The following is a 20,510-nucleotide window of genomic DNA, read 5'->3' on the forward strand; positions in this document are numbered from 1 at the left end:
TGATTATTATTATGCTAAACCTTTCCTTTTAATAACACTTCAAAATATTAGGATATATTATGACTATTTCTACCACTGCCCCTGCTCGAAAACGTAAAAAAGCCGCCCCAAAAAATTTTAAGGCAGCTTACGATATTTTAAAAACCAATGCTGCTGAACTACAGCAGCAAGATGAGCCAGATATTGATAATTTAATGACCACAGTTGAAGAGTCTATCGCCGCCTATCGCGTATGCGAAACCCGCATTAATGCCATTCAACAGGCGCTAGACGCTGCCTTTGCCGATAAAGAATCCACTAACAGCAACCTTTAAGAAAAACTTACTATTCCGGCGCATCTACTTCAAATACTTGACGTAAGTAAGCCAAATATGTGTCATTGTTAATCATGGTTTTGCCGGGGCTATCAGACAATTTAGCTACCGGTTGCCCATTACATTCTACCAATTTTAAGACAATATTTAATGGCGTTAAGCCCATATCGTTAGTCAAATTCGTACCAATGCCAAAGCTGGTTTTGATACGGTCATTAAAATACTGATGCAACGCCCACGCTTTTTGCAAATCCAAACCATCACTAAAGGTAAGCAATTTAGTTTTGGGGTCTATTTTCAGTTTTCGATAATGCGCAACGGCTTTATCACCCCAAATATAAGGGTCGCCACTGTCATGACGCAATCCATCAAATAACTTGGCAAAATATAAATCAAAATCGCGTAAAAACGCATCCATGCCCACCACATCGGTCAATGCAATACCCAAGTCACCGCGATACTCATGTACCCAAGATTCTAACGCCGCTTTTTGTGAATCACGCAAACGCACATCTAACGCCTGAAATGCCTGCATAAACTCATGTGCCATGGTGCCAATGGGCGTCATATTGAGTTTTTTCGCTAAGTATACGTTGGATGTGCCACCCACTATTTTTGGTACTGCTTTATGTAGCGTTTCTACCACATGCGCCTGCCATGCTTTGCTAAATCGTCTGCGTGTGCCAAAATCAGCGACGATAAATGGCGGCTTATCAACTATCTGCTGCTGAGAAGCTTGTTGCTCAGCATAATCGTGTAATAAGGCTACCTTTTCGTCAAGTCTTCGCTGACCTTCTGCAATGACAGAGGAGTTTGATAAGGCATTAAAATACAACTCATTAACGATAGCTAGGACAAATACTTCAAAGAACATCGCCTGAATCATCGGTCCTTCAATGTCGATAAACAACCGACCTTTCTTGTCCGCACTCACGGTAATAAAGCGACGTTTTAGCTTAAACAACTCAAGATAATCGACAAAATCTGAACGCATAAAACGTAAACTACGCAAGTAATCGAGTTCATCTTGCAAGAAGCGCAATTCACATAAGCTATCTAATTGTGCCTCAAGCGCTTCTTTAATATCTGCCAACGGGTAAGCGGCGTCTTGATTATTACGGCAGCGAAACCGATAAACGCCATGTGTCTGCGGAAACTGATGGAGCATCGCTTGTAACATGGTGAATTTATACAAATCGTTATCAAGTAATGATGTGATAATGGGGGCAACGCTAGTAGGAATATGGGTAACGGTCATGTTACAGCCTTAAACGCGAAAATAAAAAGTGAGCATCATTCAATCCGTAAAGTTGCGCTGTAAGTCAATCTTGAGTAGCACATATTTATGACGGAGCAATGATAGTAGTCGATAAATAGAGGTTTGAGTATAACGAAGTTTATTATTTTTTGCAGAATTGACCGATATTAACAGCAAAACTACTACGTTTTTAGCATCGCTTTAATACCAATTTATCGCTTAATTTCAAGAATTGAACCACGAAAAAGACGCTAAAAATTAATTCTAGCGCCTTTTTTACCGTTAAGTAAGAGTGAATACGTTAAATCATTTAGTGGAAAAATAAGCTAATGTATTCATAATAACAGGGACTTATTTAACCAGCTTGACTAATGGCGCATAGCCGGATTGTGGCATCGCACTGACAGGGATAAACTGTAAAGCCCCGCCATTGATACAGTAGCGCAAACCGCCGCGATCCTTAGGACCATCCGGGAATACATGACCCAAGTGCGAATCGGCAACCCGTGAACGAATCTCAGTGCGCACCATATTAAATGCCATATCTTTATGCTGGGTAATCACTTGCATGTCAATCGGTTTGGTAAAGCTTGGCCAACCGCAGCCTGAGGCGTATTTATCCGTTGATAAAAATAACGGCTCACCACTTGCCACATCGACATAAATACCGGGCGCAAATAACTCATCATATTCGTGACTAAAGGCGCGTTCTGTGCCAGCATCTTGAGTAATATTATACTGCTCTTTGGTCAAAGTGTTTTTGAGCGCATTTTTATCAAAACCAGCGTAACGCTTAGCGGATAAAGTTTCAGCAACCGTGGTCACCGGTGCAAGTTTCGTCTTTGCAACACCCTCAGGTTTGTCATCAGCCAGACTTAAATCAACATGACAATAACCGTTTGGATTCTTAGCTAAATAATCTTGATGATACATCTCAGCCAAGTAAAAATTATCTAATGACTTATTTTCAACCACGACTTTCTGTTGGTATTTGCTTTGGACTTCTTTCACGGCAGCATCAATAACGGCTTTATCTTTACTATCCGTATAATAAACGCCAGAGCGGTATTGCACGCCACGATCGTTGCCTTGTTTATTAAGGCTGGTTGGGTCAATCACGCGGAAGTAGTATTTTAAAATAGTGTTCAAATCAGTCTTATCAGCATCATAAGTTACTTTGACGGCTTCTGCATGTCCAGAGCCAGCAATAACCTGCTCATAGCTTGGATTTGGCTTATTAGCCGCACCATTCGCATAGCCGGATACTGCATCGATAACGCCATCGACCCGTTCCATATAGGCTTCAACGCCCCAGAAACAGCCACCTGCTAAGTAAATCGTACGAGTATTAATCGGCTTACCTTGGGCGTTATAATATACCTCGCCCTTTTTGTTGATAGATTCAATTTTGCTATTATTTGCTAAAGGCGTTGCATCAGGTTTGGCACTTCCCGCTTTGAGTTCAGCGAAATCGTTACCAGCATTCTCCGCCAACGCATAGGCTTGCTGTTCGGTCATATTGCCTTTGACTAGATGTACCAAGTTACCTTTTTTATCGAGGATTGCCCAACTTGGATACACTTGCACGCCAAGCTTATTGATTAGCTCGCCTGATACGTCAACCAATACCGGTAACTTTGGATAGTCAGACTGCACTCCTGCATACCATTTTTCAAACTCACCTGTGGCTTTCTCATTCAGATGCCCCGGACTTGCGACAGTAACGACATTTAAGCCTGCAAATTTAGGATCAGTACGCCAGCTTTCAGTTTCCTCCAATGTACCTAAGCACAGCGGACACCAGCTCGCCCAAAATTTTACTAGCGTTGGCTTATTAGGGTCAATAACAGCTGCCCCATTTTTACCCAGCCCTTTGGTTAACTGCGGTAAGGCTTGCATTTGCTTGAGCATATCGGATGGCAGCATGTCACGTGAGCTTGTCACGCCACTATTTTGGTTGGCTTTCTGACTGCCCGATTTGGCGTTATTTTCTGCACTACTCATTTGCCCGCAGGCTAACAATAGCCCGGCACTTAACACACTGGTGACCCCAACTGCGCTGATGTTTTTTAACCAACGCGATGGTTGACGCTGTGATTCTGGCGTTGAGTCATTGTCATTTTGAGAATTTTTATATGACATGATATATCCTTGTTACGAAGCCTTACGACTATTTATGAGGTAGCAGCTATTATTTCTCTGAAATTTTTTATACGCATGAAAAAGGATTAAATATAATGAGATTATTTTAGAAAAATACACCTTATCTCATACAATATAAATAATAAATAGAAGCGAAAATTTAGATGAGTAATTTGGTTATATGTAAATGATACGAGGGTTGGATAATAATTACAATTAGATAATTTTAATAGTATACATTTATAATTTAGTTTAAATTAACAGTAAAATACAAGCAGATACATTTATTTTACAGCCGCGTAAGACTGTAGATAAAAATAGTGGCTTATACATTTTAAATAACAAGCTAATTGAATTTTCGCTTGGGAATTGTCTAACGAAAACAGACTCTTTAGAAAGAAGATGTAAAAATGGAGAATAACTTTTAAAATATTTAAGACGTTATAATTACTTAGGCTATTTGATACTTATTACTATATTTTGATTGGTTTTATAGACTATTTTTTAAGAAATCATGGTTTGATATTTACTTTCTTGATTGCATAAATTGCGCAACATAATCATCAACTGGATTATTTCGTAATTCGCTGGGCGTACCCGTCTGTACCAAACGTCCACCATTTAAAATGCTAATACGTTGACCCACTTTGACCGCTTCATCAATATCATGAGTAATAAATACAATCGTTTTATTCAACCGTGCTTGCAGTTCTAACAGTTGGTCTTGCAATTGCGCACGAATTAAAGGATCAAGGGCAGAAAAGGCTTCATCCATCAGCAAAATAGGATTATCAGTGGCTAATGCACGTGCCAGCCCGACACGCTGCTGCATACCACCAGATAATTCATCAGGATAGCTATTTTCTAAATTTGGCAGACCCACTTCATTAAGCCAGTGCCGTGCAATATCATGGCGCTCTTTTATGCTCATTTTACGCACACGCAGACCGTATGCAACATTTTGCAGCACGGTCATATGTGGCGTTAAGCCAAAATGCTGAAAGACCATACTGACGTTTTGTTGCCGATACTGCTGTAGTCCTTTATCATCGAGCTCTAAAATATTAATAATAGTTGAAGGTGTAGACTGAGAAGCGCGGGCTACTATAGGGTCATCTTCTATAATATTGGTTTGAGCGTTGATGGCAGTATCGACCCAAATTTTGCCACTAGTCGGGTCAATAAGGCGATTAATATGACGTATTAGTGTGGATTTTCCTGAACCTGACAGCCCCATAATACAATGTAACTCGCCCGCTTTAATAGCTAGATTAATATCATAGAGTCCTACCGAATAGCCTGTTTGCTCTTTTACCGCAATACTATTCATGCCTTCAGCTAATAATGATAGCGCAGACTGTGCTTGCGCATTGGTCGCATTATAAATCTTACTAATATTTTCTAGCCGAATATGATTCATTATTATTCTCGTTTTTTATGCACTGTTTCATTTATATATGCGTTAAGGTCTATTCAAACTTCATTTAACCAACATGGCGTTTACCATCTGCTATGGTTTTTTGGCGAGCGCGGCGACCTTGACCAAATGCTTGGGTAATGCGGTCAATGATAATCGCTACAATGACAATCGCTGCGCCTGCTTGTAACCCTTGACCAATATTAAGCGTTTGAATAGACTGCAATACGTCCTCTCCAAGACCCGGCGCACCAATCATAGACGCGAGCACCACCATTGCCAGCGACATCATCACTGCCTGATTGATACCTGCCATAATACTGGGTAATGCTTGCGGCAGTTTAATCCAAATTAATAATTGCCAATGAGTGCTACCAAATGAGCGTCCTGCTTCCACCATTTCATGATTAACTTGAGTAATGCCCAATGTGGTTAAGCGAATCAATGGTGGCAAGGCATAAATAACGGTGGCAAATAAGGCTGGCACTTTACCAATACCGAATAGCATCAGTACCGGTATTAAATACACAAAGCTTGGCATGGTCTGCATCACATCAAGTATGGGCGTAATAATTTTGCGTAGCAGTTTACTCCCTGACATGGCAATACCAATAGGAATACCAATAACTACTGTCACCAATACTGAAACAATTAATAACGCTAACGTATCAATTAATGCGCCCCACAACCCAAAAGCACCAATTAAAAATAATCCTACGCCGCATGCCAGCGCAAACCATATCTTACGCACGCCAAACCATGCCAATATTGTCACCAGCGCAATGATTAACCACGGTGGAATAATCGTTAATAAGCGCTCAAGAGGCAATAATAAGTAGGTTAAAGCTAGATGGCTAATACTACGAAAGACATCGCCATAATTTTTAACGAGACTGGCAAGAGACTTGTTGAGCGGTGTTTCAAGCGACCACGAAGGAAAGCTCGATGATAATCCTAATATAGTATCAGTTCGTGATTTTGATACTGAGGTATTTAACGAAGAAGAAGAATTAGTATTATCTGCGCTATCCGCTTTTAAGTTAATTCCTAAAGCAGTCGCAAGATTATTGGCTGCGGTATCAGATATCCATGCTTGCCAGACTGTTGGGTTGTCACGTAGAAATTCTAATGCCTGTTCATCGCCACTACGCTTACTTTCACTCATTGCCAAAATAGCACCATTGAGCTCATCAGGTGTAAACTGCACTTTCTTGAAAAACTCAGAGACTTCTGGATTGGTGGTTATAAATGGCGTTGATACCGCAATACCTAATGGTGAAACAGGAAAGCCCGAAACACAATCAGCGTTGCCATCAGCTCTTAGCAAGTCTTGCCAGCACGCATCATCATGAGTAGGAAATTCTAACGGTGCAAAGTCGTATTTAGCAATTAAACCCGTCGGCTGCCAGTAGTAAAATAATAATGGTTTGCGCTGCTCAAATGCCGAGGCAATCTCAGCATCGAGAGCTGCGCCTGTACCGGGATGAACGTTGTTAAAGGTATTAACAAGACCGGTATTTTTGAGCAAACGCGTGTTAAACACCTCACACGCCCACCCAGAGGGACAATTCATAAAACGTGATTTTTTTGGATCTTCAGGATCTTTAAATAGATGCGCGTATTTTGGTAAATCTTGATAGCGACGTAACCCTGGATTATCTTGTATAACGTATTTAGGGACATACCAGCCTTGCGTCGCGCCACCTTTGAGCGTATCACCAATAACTGCCACTTTATTGTCCTTGATGGCTTGCTCCATAATAGGCGAACGCCCTACCCACTGCTCGCCAATGACTTGAATATCGTTTTGTGATAGCGCGGTTTCAAGCGCTGGACCTGCGCCTGGCACTTCTTCAATCTGACAATCATAGCCATTTTCAGCAATGTACTTGAGCACACCAGTGGTAAATTGACCACTCTCCCACGTTAATGCGCCAAATTTAATCGGAGTATCACACGCCGCCGCTGCGGATACTGGCAGCAACCACGAACTCAATAGCAGTAAACTTAACGCAATCCATTGGCGCATGACATATCCTATTTATCGTTATTTTTAATAAAAAACAGTAACAATAATGTGAAATAAAACGGCAAATACACAATCATCTTAACTATCGTTTAACCTTACTAAGAAATATAGTAATTTATAGTTCTAATAACAAAAGTTTACTCATAAAAAATAGCGCCTATTATCATAAGCGCTATTTGAATAAGCTGTTTAGATGAAAAGTGATACCTAGCTAATCTGCTATTTTAATAGTTCAATTATTTTAATAATAATGCCATGCCCTTTTTAAATAAGTCACCATAAGGTGGTAGTAGTAAATTCATACCATTCAGCTTAGATTGCACAAACACAGGTTTAAGATGACTTAAACGCTCAAAGCCAGCTTTGCCGTGATACGCACCCATGCCTGAATGCCCAACCCCACCAAAGGGTAAATCATGCTGCGCTACGTGAACGATGACTTCATTGATACAGACGCCACCCGATACTGTCCGCGCCAGCACTTGTTCTATCTGCTGTTCATTATTACCAAACACATATAATGCCAACGGACGCGGACGCTCATTGACAAAATCAATGGCATCATCAACTGTCTCATAATGAATCAGCGGTAAAATCGGGGCAAAAATTTCATTCTGCATGAGTTTGCTATCGGCATCAGGCTCAGTAACAATCACCGGAGTGAGCAATCGTGTCTCAGCATTAGCAACAATATCAGTCAGCGGATGAATACTGTCTGCTGGCAACTCCTGTAGATAACCTTGCACGCGCTCAAATTGCTGATCATTAATGATATGGCTATAGTCTGGATTGTTGGCAATATTAGGATAATGCTGTTGTAGCCATGCTTTCGCTAGACTAATAAAGCGCACATGAGAATGACGTGGAATAAGGACGTAATCCGGCGCAATACAAGTTTGTCCAGCGTTCAAGGTTTTACCCATCATAATTCGATTGACCGCACTTTCTAAATGGGCGTCCTCTAACACAATTACTGGCGACTTGCCACCCAGCTCAAGGGTCACAGGCGTTAAGTTGGGCGCCGCTGCTGCCATTACTTTTTTACCAACCTCAGTTGAGCCGGTATATAACAGATGATCAAATGGCAGCTTGCTAAAGGCTTCTGCCATATCCACCTCACCAATCACCACACAGACCATATCGGCTGAAAAATAATGAGCGATGGCTTTAGCAAAGGCGTGCGCAAATTGCGGTGCTGCCTCGCTCATCTTAATCATCACCCGATTGCCTGCGGTTAACGCATCAATCATCGGTCCTATTGCCAAATATAATGGATAGTTCCACGGTACCATAATGCCCACCACACCTAAGGGCTGCGGCTGAATTTCATTATGAGCAGGTAAATAAAGCGCGGAGATAGACGCACGGCGGGTTTTCATCCACGCTTTACCATGCTTTTTGGCATGAGTAATACCGGTAAAGCTCGGGAATAATTCGGCAAACTGCGTCTCTGACACACTGCGGTGCCCAAAGTCCTCACTAATGGCTTTTGCTAACGCGTCTTGATTGTCACTCAGCATTGCCTCTAAATTATCCAATTGGGTCTCACGCACTTTCCAATCCAATATAGGTTTGCTACGGCTTAGCGTTTGCAGACGAGAGAACTGCGCTTGCAGTTGCGCCTTATCGGTCACTATCGTTATTGCCATATCAGTAACATTCATCGCTGCTGTTGCATTATGGTTGCGTTGCTGGTTGTCGTGTTGTTGATTATCCATCTACTGGCTACCTATCATGAGTCATATTATTTTTAGTATCAGGGTTCGTTATCATGCTGTACTAGATTCGATTAGAACTATATCTATGCTTTGTCTGTCAATGTAGCCTATTGATTCCTAAAAGAAAAGCGCGTTTAATATACCAATCGGTGTGTAAAACGTTAAGTAAGTGACAAAATAGACAGTACTGTCAAAAATTTTAGCCATTTTTTTGGGCACGTTAACCCTATAATGCTTCTGAATGCTGCTATTAAAAGCTGCTACACTTATTCATTGTCAGCTTTTTTTCATCATGAAACTTTAAGTTTAATGATTTTAAATCGCCTGCGCCATCATCTTTCTATTTCTATATCCTACTTTCTACACAATAAGAAGACACCTTCCTCATGACACTCCATAGTAATGATACGCTGATAAGCGACACCCTTCTAAGCAAATCGCTAATAGCTGCCGATTATAATCCAACTCATGATGCCATGCTACAGCGAACTCTTGAGCGCATTGCCCTTAAAAAAGAGCAAGAACTGCGCACGCCTGACGAGCTGTGGATTGTCGATCATAACGATGTATATACGCTTGGGCAAGCAGGTAAAGAAGAGCATATCTTACGTCATACCAATACGCCGATTATAAAGACCGATCGCGGTGGACAAGTCACTTGGCATGGACATGGGCAACTGGTTATTTACTGGCTGTTTGACTTGCATAGCTTGGGCTGGAGTGTGCGCCATCTGGTTTCTCATGCTGAACAAGCAATCGAAGATGTGGTTAATGACTGCTTAAAAAATCATCCGTTAGCTATTACAACGAATATTAGCGCTCATGCGCGTCGTGATGCGCCCGGTGTTTATTTATATGCCAATCACGCTGGCAATATTGCTAATGACGATATTGATAAAAGCAATAATAAGCCGACTAATAACGCCATCATGATTGGTAAAATTGCTTCATTAGGTTTTAAGATTAAGCACGGCTTTAGCTATCATGGCATCGCGCTTAATGTCGATTGTGATTTAGCTGCCTTTAATGCCATCAACCCGTGTGGCTATGCCGGTATGCAAATGCTACGCTTGTCCGATTTTACAGCGATGACTGCCAAGCTTACTGATGCCTTAAATTATGAGCAAGTGACGCAAAAACTCATTGATAATATCGCCCAACGTCATGCTGGATTAATTGAATTACGTGCCATTGCACCAAAATAATAGCCGTATTTTGAGTTGAAATTTAACTGCAACCTGACTGAAACTTAAATTGTCACGTACAATCGTTTGTCTAATTGTGCATAATATCGTGCGCGCTTAGACTTAAGCAGAGCAAGAAAAAAATATTCAAACTTGCTATACTCGCAAGCAGCACAAATTGAGTGCAGCGTCGACTCGCGATATGAGCGTTGCTGCGCCAAAACTACCCTTTTATTTTTAACCCAGTAGCGATAACAAAAGCAATCAGGAGCACTTTATGGCAGATTTTAATAAAATTCTAGACGCAGGCGATGTTGATGGCGGCATTATTAACGTGGTTGTTGAAATCCCAACCGGTAGCAGCCATAAGATCGAATGGAATCGCGACTTAGCCGTATTTGAGCTTGACCGTATTGACCCACAGATTTTTGCCAAACCTTGCAACTATGGTTTTATTCCACAAACGCTTGACGAAGATGGCGACGAATTAGACGCACTTATTATCACTGAATATCCTTTGACTACTGGCATCTTCTTAAAAGCCAAAGTAATTGGCGTGATGAAGTTTGTTGATGATGGTGAAGTTGATGACAAAATCGTTGTGGTACCAGCCGATGACCGTAACAACGGTAATGCTTATAACAGCTTAGAAGACTTGCCAAAACAGCTTATCAACCAATTACAGTTCCACTTTAGCCACTATAAAGACTTGAAAAAAGCAGGCACAACTGTGGTTGAATCATGGGGCGATGTTGCAGAAGCCAAAGAAGTGATCAAAGAATCTATCCAACGCTGGAAAGATAAATAGGTTTTAGTATTTTTAGTAATACCTAATTTTGCAGTATATATGCCGCAGTCATGATGATTGCGGTATTTTTTTGGCTGAGATTTATGACTATCTCTCTACAGATTACTGAGACAAAGTTGCTATACTAACTTTTATTCTCGTGGTTATATCCCTATTATTGCGCTTATTACTATCAAACTATCCACCAAACTAACCCTCAAAAGACAAGCCCTTCTAAACATAAAAATTGTCATCAAGGACTGCCATGTTTAACTCTGATCCCAGCTCAAAACCTATTAAGGTAAAACTGCCAAAAACGGTCATTATGATGGTCGAAAAAGGCAATATTGTCATGGCAATCAAAACCCTAGTGGCAGAAGAAAGTATCAGTATGGATGCCGCCAAAGAACGTATCGACGCTTATGAGACCGAATTTAAGGCTAAGCAGCAACAAAAACTCAATGCCATTGCCAATAAACAAGGAATTCCCACAGAAGCGCTAACTTTTGATGGAGAACAGGCTCGCGAAGAGATACCAGTCCTAATCAAAGACCGTGTAAAATCAACCCCAGACCAACAAAGTTTTAAAACATTACAACGTGGACTTGACAGTAAGCTTAATGAATTGGGCTATAACAAACCGCTCGTTCCTTATTGGTTGAAGCGGATTTTCGTTATTATTATTATCATGGCAGGACTGTTTTGGATATTGCGGCGGGTATTTGGTTAGGCAGTCATCCAGCTTACCTAATCAATATTAATGTTAACCGGCTATCTAAATAGTGAGCTCGCTAACTAAGGATAAGTATTTTGATAGAACAATTAGCGCATTATATTGATATCATTGCCAAAACTATTGAGTTTATTGGTGTGATCATTATGGTGGCAGGGTTGCTGTTTGCCGTCTACTTAGCTGTTAGATCCATTCATAATTTTACTCATAACACTTATCTTGAAATTAGACAAGCCGTTGGTAAGTCGATCCTATTAGGTCTTGAGGTACTGATTGCCGCCGATATTATGGCTACTGTGGTTACAACCCCTACCTTGCGTGACGTACTGATATTAGGTTTCATTGTCTTGATTCGCACTTTTTTAAGTCTGTCCTTACAAGTAGAGTTAGAAGGTCGCTTTCCTTGGCAAAATAAAAATACCACGCTTGAAAATACCGTCTCTAAAAATATGATGTCTGACAAAATAATGTCCGAGAAAACATTACCATAGAAAACACTACCTAAGAAAAAGTACCCGCAACCTCTAATAACTCTTTTTAATATATCAACTATTTTGTAAATCTCACAGGATTCTAATGAAGCTCTCCAGGGATAATTCTAGCAAAGGCACGTTGGGCTAGGTTTGGTTTAGAGTCAGTAGTCTGCGCAGCCGTTGAGCTTGGGAAAATACGATAGCCTATGGACTGGACACTGACGTTAAACGCTGGTACTAAGGCGTAACTTGCCGATGCAAATTTCCCCATATTACTGGCAATGCTGTTTGGCTGTTTGACAATGGCTTTTGCTACCATTAATGCTGCTTCATCTGGCATAAGCGCTGGCATATAACGGTACAGCTTGGTTGGGGCAATCATCGGCGTACGCACTAAAGGCATAAAGATATTGGTTACAGTAATATTATCGCCTTTTACTTCGGCCGCCAAACAGCGACTAAACGCATCCAATGCTGATTTTGATGCCACATAAGCGGCAAAACGCGGACTATTTGCTAGTACACCAATAGATGAGATATTAATAATTTGTCCGGATTTCCTAGCAATCATGGTCGGTAGAAAGCCAAGAATGATTTTGACTGCACCAAAATAATTAATATCCATGGTGCGCTCAAAATCATGAAAGCGATTGACAGATTCATGAACTGAGCGTCGAATTGAACGACCGGCGTTATTGACCAAAACGTCAATATGATCAAAATCAGCAATGATTTGCGCGGTGATTTTTTCAATATTATCCATATCGGTGAGGTCACAAGGATAGTAGCTTGCCTTACCGCCTTTTGCCTCAATAATTTCCTTCACCAGTTTTAATTTTTCTTCCGTACGGGCTAACAAGATGACGTGCGCCCCACAGTCACTAAGCAAGTATGCAGTACGCTCGCCGATGCCACTTGATGCTCCTGTAATCAGGATATTCTTGCCGTTAACCACTTTAGTAATTGCTGCTTTTGAAGGATTAGCCATAAAACGCCCTTATTAATTATTATCCGTCCATTAAATCTAGCACAATTGTTCGATATTTTTCTCAGTTCAATATAACAAAAATGAAGAGTCAGTACTTAGCTAAATGGCGGATAATCATCAAAGCGTTGCTATATGAGTGCTATTAGTGGATTAGAGGTTTGTTAATACGCGTTATTCATGGGCGGTTAAAAACGTCTCCACCACCCGAAACTGACCAGCGGTACTTTCTTCACCATACATGGCTTGGCGAAAGGCGTTAGAGTTGGGAATTCCTGTGGTATACCAAGCGATATGCTTGCGGGCAATTCGGCAGCCAGAATACTCTCCATAAAATTCGTATAATTCTTGGAGATGGGTAAGCACGATGGCTTTAATTTCGCGAACGGTTGGCGCAGGCAACGTTTCACCAGTCTGCAAAAAGTGTCTGATATCGCGAAATAACCACGGCTGCCCTTGTGCTGCGCGTCCTATCATCACAGCATCACAACCCGTCATTTCGTAGACACGTTGGGCTTTTTGCGCGCTATCTATATCACCATTAGCAATCACAGGAATATTAATGCTTTCTTTAACCTCACGAATTAAGTCGTACCGAGCATCGCCAGTATACATATCCTCACGAGTGCGACCATGAATAGCAATGGCAGCAATGCCGGCTTGCTCAGCTCGGCGCGCCACCCGTAAAATATTTTCGCGTCCATTTTCATAACCCAGCCGCGTTTTAAGTGTCACTGGCGCATCTACGGCATTAACCGCCGCATCAAGCAGCCGCGCAACCAAATCCTCATCTTGTAGTAACGCTGAACCTGCCAGCTTACGGCAGACCTTTTTCACTGGACAGCCCATATTGATGTCAATAATTTGTGCGCCATTGTCAATCTGGTAGCGGGCAGCTTGCGCTAATTTATCTGGCTCAGCGCCTGCTATTTGTGCAGAAATAGGCGCAATTTCATTATCAAAATTCGCCCGATACAAGGATTTTTTGCGTGCATATAGAGCGGTATCAGCAATTATCATCTCGCTGACGGCGTGACCTGCGCCAAAAGATTTACACAATCTGCGAAAGGGATTATCCGTCACCCCTGCCATAGGCGCAACAATAAGACGGTTTTCAATCGTCAAACCGCCAATCATTAACGGCTGTAATAATGGGTGGTCATTATCTGACAGAGGTTTAGATTCAATAGAGTCATGTAAAAAAAGAGTAGTAGGCATAAAAAAACGGCTTGATTTATCATAAAAACAAGCCGTTATTCTAAGCGTTCACACATATATTGCAAGTCATTAACTTCGACTAAAAAGATAATAAGCTTATTAATTAAATCATTAATAAGCTTATTACGATTAATTATTTATCAAATACACTTCCTTGCTCAAGGGTGATATCGTCATCATGCTCTTGCATTCGCCATGGCAAAATATTTGGTGAGATATTAACAAAGTATAAATATTTCTCAAACTGGTCAATAATATCATTAATAATCGCTTCTGAATGGTAGCCATACAAATCATAAGTTTGACCACCACGGCGCAGATAAACTTCAGCACGATGATCATGCTGTTGCGGCAATGTATCAGCACCCTCTTCAGTATAATAATCGGGAGCATCATATTCAGATAAACGCACTTCATACCAAAACTCAACATCATTACCGCGTTGCAATTCGAGCACCACGCGATTATTAATCTCATCATAATTTACATCAGTGGTCCAACCGGTTTCAGCGAATTTCTCGGACACTTCAATCATCGAGGTCATCACTACCTCTTTGATATAATTGAGCACTTGATCACGCGTTGGCTGATTGGTGATATAGTCGATGCGGTCGCGCCATGCGGATGGCTTGAGCAGATGTGGTGGCAAATGATTGTCTTTATATAAACTTTTATTACGGTGCCCTTCAATTCGTAGCGCTCGCCACATGCCAAACATCGAAATCAGCATAATAATCGCAAAAGGCAATGCGCTAACAATGGCTGCCGTTTGCAATGCCGTTAAACCACCTGCTAATAATAATGCTGCTGCCACTGCACCTTCTGTCACCACCCAAAACGTACGCTGCCACCACGGGGTATCACTGCGACCACCCGCTGCCAGCGAATCAATCACTAACGAGCCCGAGTCTGATGAAGTGACAAAAAAGGTAATGATTAATAATACCGTCAATGACGATACAAACTCAGTAAAAGGTAGGTTTTCTAATAACTTAAACAACGCGATCGCTTGATTATTCTGCACTTCATCGATTAATGACGTATAACCATCCACCATAATCATGTGCAGCGCCGTATCACCAAACACTGAGAACCAAAAGAAGGTAAAGAGAGTTGGTACCAACATCACACCCAATACAAACTCACGAATGGTACGACCACGGCTAATTTTTGCAATAAATAGACCTACAAAAGGTGCCCACGCAATCGTCCAGGCAAAAATAAACAGCGTCCAATTACCAATCCAATCGCTATTTTCATAAGCCTGTAAACTAAAGGTACGCTCAACAATATTACCTAAATAACTGCCAGTATTTTCCATAAAGGCATTTAAAATAAATATAGTCGGACCCACGATAAATACGAACAGCATGAGCCCAGTTGCTAATACCATATTCAATATAGACAACCGCTTTACGCCTTTATCCATACCCGCCAGCACCGACATCAGTGCCGCTGCAGTGACTACAATAATAGCGATAACCTGAACCGTAGTACTTATAGGAATTAAGTCAGGTAACAGATAATGAAGACCGGCATTAATTTGCGATACCGACAATCCTAAACTGGTCGCAATACCAAACATCGTACCCACAATCGCAAACACATCCACCGTATGCCCAATTGGACCGTAAATTTTATCGCCAATTAACGGATACAGCGTTGAGCGCATAGATAGCGGCAAACCATGACGAAATGAGAAATAGGCGAGTGAAACACCAACGACCGCATAAATCGCCCAAATATGAAAACCCCAATGGAAATAAGCAATCTGCATCGCCTCTTTTGCCGCCTCAATCGTCTGCGGACTGGACAGTGGCGGACTGGCAAAATGAATCACCGGCTCTGCCACTCCATAAAATAATAAGGCAATGCCATATCCGGCTGAAAACAGCATCGCGAACCATTCTAGGAACTTGTATTCTGCCTCACCATGATCGGGTCCCAGCTTAATACTGCCATAAGAAGAAAACGCTAATACGATGATAAACATCAAAAATATTGATACCACCAGCATATAGAACCAACCAAAGGTCTCCGTGGTAAAGTTCAATACACTACTAAATAGCTCGCCAGCCGATTCAGGATTCATCGCGGTACCGATCACTAATAACAACATAATCACGGCAGCGGGTATAAATACCGGCAATAAAATAGTAGAACGAGGTAACTTACTTTTCATAAATACGGTCTCTTAAAAGTCTCAAAAAGGCGGTTGTCCTTAAAGCGATCCCTGATAAGAGACCTCCTCAAAAAAGTCGGCGTGTCTTTCTGACAGCCAAAGAACTTAATCCCCGTAATAGGGGAAACCAAAGAACAAAACAAACAACGAACGCCGCTTGTCTAAATAAAGGTTGTTTTTATCACAACGACGCTATAAACCCCAGAAACACGACTATTTCGTAACATTATTTTAAACTTCGTTACACGACTATTACCAAGCAACAAAAAAGGCAGCTTGTCAGCTGCTCTTTTATAATGATGAAAAAAACTTAGATTATGTTGCTAAACGCTTTTAAAACCAGTGAAACTCATCATCATCAAAAATAAGTTATGCGTTAATGACAGCAGCCAGTTGTTTAGCCGTAGCCGCAAGCTTGTCATGATCAACCTCAGACGCTGCATGACGACCAAGCTCATGAACACTGGCGGGAATCAGATGTAAATGGTAATGAAATACGGTCTGTCCCGCCTGCGCCCCATTAAATTGCATTTGGATAATACCTTCTCGAGCGAAAACTTGACGTTGCGCTTGCATGATTTTTTTAGCGGTCATTAATACGGCAGCGGCATATTCTGGCTCTAAATCACCCAAATCGACCGCTTTTTGCTTGGGTATCACCAGTACATGACCTTCTGCTTGCGGCATAATATCCATAAAGGCGAGGGTTTTATCATCTTCATAAACTTTGTGATACGGAATATCACCGTTTAACATTTTGGCAAAGATATTATTATCATCGTAGATTGTTTGCTGAACATCATTTGTTTGCGTCATAATTTTTCCTTTCCTATTTACGGGTTAGTCGTACTAATTTCTATCTCTGCAATATAGTGAATGAAATATGGCGATGGCACAAGCTACGGTTACCATAGTCATTTATTAATAATATATAAGATTGATGAGTCAAACGCGCTAATTTATTGGCGAGCAACCTCTATTAAATGGTATATTAAGGCCCTACTTTCCTAACTTACGTTTATGGATTTGACCGCCTTGCCAACTCAAGTATCAGATGACAGTAACCTCAATCATTCGCTATCGGCTTCCTCATCGAGTCACGAGGTACAAGAACCAATTCTTGATAATAGCCCTAGCAAAACTGTTGACCCTAACGCTATTATCTTGACGCAAGCGTTGACAGATAGTGCTATTAGCTGGCGTATTCATAATTGTAAAATCAGTGAAAAGGTCGTGACGCAAGACATGCCGTTGCCGTTTTTATACCATTATGATAGCTTAGATGACAGTGCTAAACAGGCACATCCGTTAACGCCAGCCCTACTTGCACAATTTAACACGCCGATGACAGCCAATGCTGCCGCAGAAGTTATCGGTATCACAAGTGATTTACTCATGTCACCTTGGCATGTAAAGATTGTCGGCTCATTAGTTGTCTTTAGCGAAGCGCTACAATTGGCGGTACGGCTGCATTGGACAAATACAGGCAAACGTACGCAGCAGATTTATACTAAAAGCGCAAAAGAAGCCCTAACTGCCGCCTTGAAAGACTGGCAGTTTTTTGGGCGTATTGATGTGCTGTATAAAAACGACAAACAGATACTAATTAGTATTGATGAGCAAGCACAAGCCGATGAGCAAATACTCACTATCAACGCCAGCGCTGACTATCAAAAGTTGTCAGCCACTCACGCATTAATAGTGATTGCAAAACTTGAGGCAGATAAAGCTCAACTGCCATGGTTTGATACTGCCATTTTAGAACGCCTTGAGTAGTTTTTTAACTTTAATATTTTATTATGCTTAGCTAATTATTTTTAGTTATTCATATCTAATGGTATGGTAGCTACTTAGTATTATTCACTGGTAGTTACCCAACATAAAAAGCACACTATTACTCATAAAAACACATTATCACGTCTCATTATCGCGGCTTATTATCGCTGCTCATTATTAAAACCATATTGAGAAGGTGAACCCGTTCATATATCTCGCTTACTCGTAAGGAATATCACATGGATTATAATTCAAAAACCTCTACCGGCGGTCGTAATATGGCAGGTGCACGTGCCCTTTGGCGTGCGACTGGCATGACTGATGGCGATTTTGGTAAACCAATTATTGCCATTGCTAACTCATTTACCCAGTTTGTACCGGGTCATGTGCATTTAAAAGACTTGGGACAATTAGTCGCACGTGAGATTGAAAAAGCGGGTGGCGTGGCAAAAGAATTTAATACTATTGCCGTCGATGACGGTATCGCTATGGGTCACAGCGGTATGCTGTACTCATTACCAAGCCGTGATTTGATTGCCGATTCCGTTGAATATATGGTTAATGCGCATTGTGCAGATGCCTTGGTGTGTATTTCTAACTGCGATAAAATCACTCCGGGTATGTTGATGGCCGCTATGCGCCTTAATATTCCAGTGGTCTTTATTTCAGGTGGCCCAATGGAAGCGGGCAAAATTATCGCCAGTACCGTGGCACACAGTCATAATAATGACGGCGGAAGTGATGCGCAAGGTGTTGACAGTAAAGGCAATGCCATTCGTAAGCTTGATTTAGTCGATGCGATGATGGACGCCGCCGACGACAGTATTAGCGATGAAGATGTCGCAGCGATTGAAGCCTCAGCGTGCCCAACTTGTGGGTCGTGCTCTGGTATGTTCACTGCCAATTCGATGAACTGCTTGACCGAAGCCTTAGGATTGGCATTACCGGGTAATGGCTCGCTATTGGCAACACATTCGCTACGTCGTGAGCTATTTTTAGAAGCGGGTCGCACTATCGTTTCACTTGCCAAACGTCGCTATGAGCAAGATGATGATTCAGTGCTACCGCGCTCCATCGCTACCAAAGCGGCGTTTGAAAACGCGATGACTTTAGATATCGCGATGGGCGGTTCAACCAATACTATTTTACATTTGCTTGCTGCTGCTAATGAAGCTGAAGTCGACTTTAAGATGCACGATATTGACCGTCTAAGTCGCGGTGTGCCTTGCCTTGCTAAAGTTGCCCCTGCTTCGCAAAAATATCATATGGAAGATGTGCATCGTGCTGGTGGCGTATTTGCGCTGTTAGCCGAGCTAGATCGTGCAGGGTTGCTCCATACTGATCTGCCAACGATTCATAGCGCGACAATGAAAGAAGCGATTGATAAATGGGATATTATGAATCCTGACAATCTTGAAGCGCGGGCACGCTATATCGCAGCACCAGGCGGTATTCGTACCACTGAGGCTTTCTCACAATCGAAAGAATGGTCAAATCTTGATGTAAACCGTGAATCAGGTTGTATTCGTAGTGCGCAGCATGCGTATTCAACCGATGGCGGTCTTGCGGTACTGTATGGTAATATTGCGGAGCGTGGCTGCGTAGTCAAGACAGCGGGCGTTGATGATAGCATTTTAGTATTCACTGGACGCGCGCGTATTTTTGAATCACAAGATGATGCTGTTGCTGCTGTGCTTGATGATAATATCGTCGCTGGTGACGTGGTTATCATTCGCTATGAAGGTCCAAAAGGTGGACCGGGTATGCAAGAAATGCTTTATCCAACGACTTATCTAAAATCAAAAGGTTTAGGTAAAGAATGTGCGCTACTCACTGATGGTCGTTTTTCTGGCGGCACGTCTGGCCTATCGATTGGTCATGCCAGCCCAGAAGCTGCTGAAGGTGGTGCCATCGCTCTAGTACAAGAGGGCGATACCATTCATATCGATATCCCAAATCGTACCATTAACATGATTGTGGGCGATGCTGAATTAGCTGCACGCCGAGAAGATATGGAAAGTCGTGGCAGCAAAGCATGGAAACCAGTCAGTCGTGAGCGTCATGTGTCCCCTGCTCTACGCGCCTATGCGGCAATGACCACTAGCGCTGATACAGGCGCGGTACGTGATGTGAGTCAAGTTGAACGTTAAGATTCCATAACCTTGATTAAAAAGCATTATTATTAAAAATATCTAAAGCCTGCCTCATGCAGGCTTTTTTTTCACCAAAAAACAACGTAGCTGCCGTTTTGATAACGTTTATTTTCTGAAATTAAAAGCTGATGGCGTCATGAT

General features: G+C 41.8%; 16 protein-coding genes. 7 read left to right on the plus strand and 9 right to left on the minus strand.

Annotated elements, in window-relative coordinates; genetic code table 11:
• The first annotated feature begins 59 nt into the window (after positions 1-59).
• The gene (xseB, locus tag H2245_RS06790) at positions 60-314 is read left to right on the plus strand and encodes an exodeoxyribonuclease VII small subunit (protein ID WP_182406642.1); all 255 of its coding nucleotides are present in this window, start codon (positions 60-62) and stop codon (positions 312-314) included.
• 10 nt (positions 315-324) lie between these two features.
• Here xseB and pncB read toward each other — a convergent pair whose 3' ends face one another.
• The 5 genes from pncB to H2245_RS06815 form a co-directional block, all read right to left on the minus strand.
• Positions 325-1,572 carry a nicotinate phosphoribosyltransferase gene (gene pncB / locus H2245_RS06795; RefSeq protein ID WP_182406643.1) on the minus strand — a complete coding sequence of 416 codons (1,248 nt, stop codon included), beginning with the start codon at positions 1,570-1,572 and terminating at the stop codon, positions 325-327.
• Between the two features lie 351 nt (positions 1,573-1,923).
• On the minus strand, positions 1,924-3,714 hold the full coding sequence (msrAB, locus tag H2245_RS06800; protein ID WP_220464395.1) for a bifunctional peptide-methionine (S)-S-oxide reductase MsrA/peptide-methionine (R)-S-oxide reductase MsrB: 1,791 nt from the start codon (positions 3,712-3,714) through the stop codon (positions 1,924-1,926).
• A gap of 526 nt (positions 3,715-4,240) precedes the next feature.
• On the minus strand, positions 4,241-5,134 hold the full coding sequence (locus H2245_RS06805; protein ID WP_182406644.1) for an ATP-binding cassette domain-containing protein: 894 nt from the start codon (positions 5,132-5,134) through the stop codon (positions 4,241-4,243).
• A 64-nt stretch (positions 5,135-5,198) separates the two neighbouring features.
• Positions 5,199-7,160 carry a glycine betaine ABC transporter substrate-binding protein gene (locus tag H2245_RS06810; protein ID WP_182406645.1) on the minus strand — a complete coding sequence of 654 codons (1,962 nt, stop codon included), beginning with the start codon at positions 7,158-7,160 and terminating at the stop codon, positions 5,199-5,201.
• 236 nt (positions 7,161-7,396) lie between these two features.
• The gene (locus H2245_RS06815) at positions 7,397-8,809 is read right to left on the minus strand and encodes a coniferyl aldehyde dehydrogenase (RefSeq protein ID WP_182406834.1); all 1,413 of its coding nucleotides are present in this window, start codon (positions 8,807-8,809) and stop codon (positions 7,397-7,399) included.
• A 455-nt stretch (positions 8,810-9,264) separates the two neighbouring features.
• On the opposite strand from H2245_RS06815, the gene lipB reads away from it, so the two are divergent.
• From lipB to H2245_RS06835, 4 genes are all read left to right on the plus strand, one after another.
• The gene (gene lipB, locus H2245_RS06820) at positions 9,265-10,083 is read left to right on the plus strand and encodes a lipoyl(octanoyl) transferase LipB (RefSeq protein ID WP_182406646.1); all 819 of its coding nucleotides are present in this window, start codon (positions 9,265-9,267) and stop codon (positions 10,081-10,083) included.
• Positions 10,084-10,339: 256 nt separating this feature from the next.
• Positions 10,340-10,870, plus strand: a complete 531-nt coding sequence (locus H2245_RS06825; RefSeq protein ID WP_182406647.1) for an inorganic diphosphatase — start codon at positions 10,340-10,342, stop codon at positions 10,868-10,870.
• Positions 10,871-11,114: 244 nt separating this feature from the next.
• Positions 11,115-11,579: a hypothetical protein gene (locus tag H2245_RS06830; protein ID WP_182406648.1), complete on the plus strand. Its 465-nt coding sequence runs from the start codon at positions 11,115-11,117 to the stop codon at positions 11,577-11,579.
• Positions 11,580-11,659: 80 nt separating this feature from the next.
• Positions 11,660-12,073 (plus strand): DUF1622 domain-containing protein, encoded by a 414-nt coding sequence (locus H2245_RS06835; protein ID WP_259365124.1) that lies wholly within the window; start codon positions 11,660-11,662, stop codon positions 12,071-12,073.
• Between the two features lie 82 nt (positions 12,074-12,155).
• Here H2245_RS06835 and H2245_RS06840 read toward each other — a convergent pair whose 3' ends face one another.
• The 4 genes from H2245_RS06840 to H2245_RS06855 all read right to left on the minus strand — a co-directional run bounded on the left by H2245_RS06840 (position 12,156) and on the right by H2245_RS06855 (position 17,256).
• The gene (locus H2245_RS06840; RefSeq protein WP_182406649.1) at positions 12,156-13,043 is read right to left on the minus strand and encodes an SDR family NAD(P)-dependent oxidoreductase; all 888 of its coding nucleotides are present in this window, start codon (positions 13,041-13,043) and stop codon (positions 12,156-12,158) included.
• Between the two features lie 171 nt (positions 13,044-13,214).
• Positions 13,215-14,258 (minus strand): tRNA dihydrouridine synthase DusB, encoded by a 1,044-nt coding sequence (gene dusB, locus H2245_RS06845; RefSeq protein WP_182406650.1) that lies wholly within the window; start codon positions 14,256-14,258, stop codon positions 13,215-13,217.
• Positions 14,259-14,391: 133 nt separating this feature from the next.
• Positions 14,392-16,440 carry a BCCT family transporter gene (locus H2245_RS06850; protein ID WP_182406651.1) on the minus strand — a complete coding sequence of 683 codons (2,049 nt, stop codon included), beginning with the start codon at positions 16,438-16,440 and terminating at the stop codon, positions 14,392-14,394.
• A gap of 369 nt (positions 16,441-16,809) precedes the next feature.
• The gene (locus tag H2245_RS06855; protein ID WP_182406652.1) at positions 16,810-17,256 is read right to left on the minus strand and encodes an HIT family protein; all 447 of its coding nucleotides are present in this window, start codon (positions 17,254-17,256) and stop codon (positions 16,810-16,812) included.
• Positions 17,257-17,475: 219 nt separating this feature from the next.
• Here H2245_RS06855 and H2245_RS06860 point away from each other — a divergent pair, with 219 nt between their 5' ends.
• Positions 17,476-18,216 carry a hypothetical protein gene (locus H2245_RS06860; RefSeq protein WP_259365125.1) on the plus strand — a complete coding sequence of 247 codons (741 nt, stop codon included), beginning with the start codon at positions 17,476-17,478 and terminating at the stop codon, positions 18,214-18,216.
• Positions 18,217-18,455: 239 nt separating this feature from the next.
• Entirely contained in the window at positions 18,456-20,366 is a 1,911-nt protein-coding gene (gene ilvD, locus H2245_RS06865; RefSeq protein ID WP_182406654.1) for a dihydroxy-acid dehydratase, read from the plus strand.
• Positions 20,367-20,510: the final 144 nt, after the last annotated feature.

The organism is Psychrobacter sp. GP33 (genome assembly GCF_014119005.1).
Taxonomy (GTDB): domain Bacteria; phylum Pseudomonadota; class Gammaproteobacteria; order Pseudomonadales; family Moraxellaceae; genus Psychrobacter.

Coding starts and splice junctions, on each gene's coding strand:
- H2245_RS06805 (WP_182406644.1), bottom strand. CDS start 5,134: ATGAATCATATTCGGCTAGAAAATATTAGTAAGATTTATAATGCGACC.
- lipB (WP_182406646.1), top strand. CDS start 9,265: ATGACACTCCATAGTAATGATACGCTGATAAGCGACACCCTTCTAAGC.
- H2245_RS06825 (WP_182406647.1), top strand. CDS start 10,340: ATGGCAGATTTTAATAAAATTCTAGACGCAGGCGATGTTGATGGCGGC.
- pncB (WP_182406643.1), bottom strand. CDS start 1,572: ATGACCGTTACCCATATTCCTACTAGCGTTGCCCCCATTATCACATCA.
- msrAB (WP_220464395.1), bottom strand. CDS start 3,714: ATGTCATATAAAAATTCTCAAAATGACAATGACTCAACGCCAGAATCA.
- H2245_RS06830 (WP_182406648.1), top strand. CDS start 11,115: ATGTTTAACTCTGATCCCAGCTCAAAACCTATTAAGGTAAAACTGCCA.
- xseB (WP_182406642.1), top strand. CDS start 60: ATGACTATTTCTACCACTGCCCCTGCTCGAAAACGTAAAAAAGCCGCC.
- H2245_RS06815 (WP_182406834.1), bottom strand. CDS start 8,809: ATGGCAATAACGATAGTGACCGATAAGGCGCAACTGCAAGCGCAGTTC.
- ilvD (WP_182406654.1), top strand. CDS start 18,456: ATGGATTATAATTCAAAAACCTCTACCGGCGGTCGTAATATGGCAGGT.
- H2245_RS06850 (WP_182406651.1), bottom strand. CDS start 16,440: ATGAAAAGTAAGTTACCTCGTTCTACTATTTTATTGCCGGTATTTATA.
- dusB (WP_182406650.1), bottom strand. CDS start 14,258: ATGCCTACTACTCTTTTTTTACATGACTCTATTGAATCTAAACCTCTG.
- H2245_RS06855 (WP_182406652.1), bottom strand. CDS start 17,256: ATGACGCAAACAAATGATGTTCAGCAAACAATCTACGATGATAATAAT.
- H2245_RS06840 (WP_182406649.1), bottom strand. CDS start 13,043: ATGGCTAATCCTTCAAAAGCAGCAATTACTAAAGTGGTTAACGGCAAG.
- H2245_RS06810 (WP_182406645.1), bottom strand. CDS start 7,160: ATGCGCCAATGGATTGCGTTAAGTTTACTGCTATTGAGTTCGTGGTTG.